Origin of the sequence: Dietzia sp. B44 (genome assembly GCF_014145245.1) — a bacterium.
Taxonomy (GTDB): domain Bacteria; phylum Actinomycetota; class Actinomycetes; order Mycobacteriales; family Mycobacteriaceae; genus Dietzia; species Dietzia natronolimnaea.
Genome location: NZ_JAALEF010000470.1, coordinates 1 through 1567 on the forward strand (window position 1 = coordinate 1; position 1567 = coordinate 1567).

Here is a 1567-nt window from a genome sequence, read left to right on the forward strand (position 1 = left end):
CTCGGCGCCGCGACCGACCACGGTCCCCCCGATGAGGACCGCCCCGGCGCCGACCCCCGCGCCGTCGTGGACGAGCGCCTCGCCGTGGTGGCTCTCGAGTGCGGGCGACGGCGCGATGCCGCGCACCAGGTCGGAGGACCCGCGGACGAAGTCCTCGGGCGTGCCCATGTCCCGCCAGTACGCCGAGTCGACGAAGCCGTAGACCCGCCTGCCCTCGGCGAGCAGCTGCGGGAAGGTCTCGCGCTCCACCGAGACGGGGGCGCCCTCGGGGATCTGAGCGATCAGTTCACGCCGGAAGACGTAGCAACCGGCGTTGATCTGATCGGTCGGCGGGTCCTGCGTCTTCTCGAGGAACTCCAGGACCCGGCCGTCCTCATCGGTCGGCACACAGCCGAACGCACGGGGATCGGAGACCCGCACCAGGTGCATGGTCAGATCCGCGCTCTTGGCGTGGTGGAGATCGAGGATCCGGGTGAGATCGGTCCCGCCCAGCACGTCGCCGTTGAACACCATGATCGTCGAGGCGGTGAGCTCGTCCAGGACGTTGCGGATGCCGCCGCCCGTGCCCAGCGGCTCGGTCTCCACCACGTACGTCAGCTCCAGATCGAGGTCGGACCCGTCCCCGAAGTGCTCCTCGAACACCTCCGCCTTGAACGACGTGCCCAGCACCACGCGCCGGATGCCCGCCGCCCGGATCCGCGAGAGCAGATGGGTGAGGAAGGGCAGACCGGCCGTGGGCAACATGGGCTTGGGCGCCGAGATGGTCAGCGGCCGCAGGCGGGTCCCCTTGCCGCCCACCAGGACCACCGCCTCGGTGTCGGCGATCAGATCGCGCGGCTCGGCGCTGGAGGGGGTCGTCGAGGTCACAGTCCTACTCCCGATGTCGTGGGGCCCCGGCCGCGCGCTCGCGCGGCCCACACGGGCCGGTGGATGGTCTCGTCCGGCGCGTCAGCGAAGATCGCGCCGGGCGGACCGGATCGCGAGGCGGCACCGTAGTTCCAGACCCGCCCTCAGCGCCCAGCGTATCGGTGCCTGCCACGCGGCCGGATGCCTGTCCGCCTGGAACAGGTAGGCGCTGTTGTGGTGTGCCCGGAGGGTGAACTCCGGCACGGTCCTGGCCGCGTGTCCCTGGTCGTGGTGGATCACCGACGACGGCACGTAGACGCTCTGCCACCCGGCCCGGCCGAGCCGGTCCCCCAGGTCCACGTCCTCCAGGTACATGAAGTACCTCTCGTCGAACCCGCCGAGCGCGTCGAACGCCTCACGTCGCAGCAGCAGGCACGACCCGGACAACCACCCCGCGGTCCGTTCGGACTCCATGTCGGAGTCGTCGAGGTAGTTGGCGGTCCACGGGTTACCCGGCCACACCGGACCCAGCAGGGCGTGGCCGATACCGGCGCCGAGCCGCGGCACGGCGCGGGCCGAGGGGTACACCGAACCGTCGGTCTCCGCGATCCTCGGGCCGAACGCCGCCGCCCGGGGCCACCGGTGGGCGGCGGCGAGCAGCGCGTCCACGGAACCCGGCTCGAACCACACGTCCGGGTTGACGACCAGCACGAACTCCTGG

The 1567-nt window shown here is 71.6% G+C and carries 2 protein-coding genes; both read right to left on the reverse strand.

Annotation, left to right across the window (positions count from 1 at the left end; genetic code table 11):
• A partial coding sequence (gene manB, locus G6017_RS14315) for a mannose-1-phosphate guanylyltransferase ManB (protein WP_347238019.1) occupies positions 1-867 on the reverse strand: 867 nt, incomplete at its 3' end.
• Between the two features lie 81 nt (positions 868-948).
• On the reverse strand, positions 949-1567 hold a 619-nt coding region (locus G6017_RS14320; RefSeq protein ID WP_182617962.1), incomplete at its 5' end, for a glycosyltransferase family 2 protein.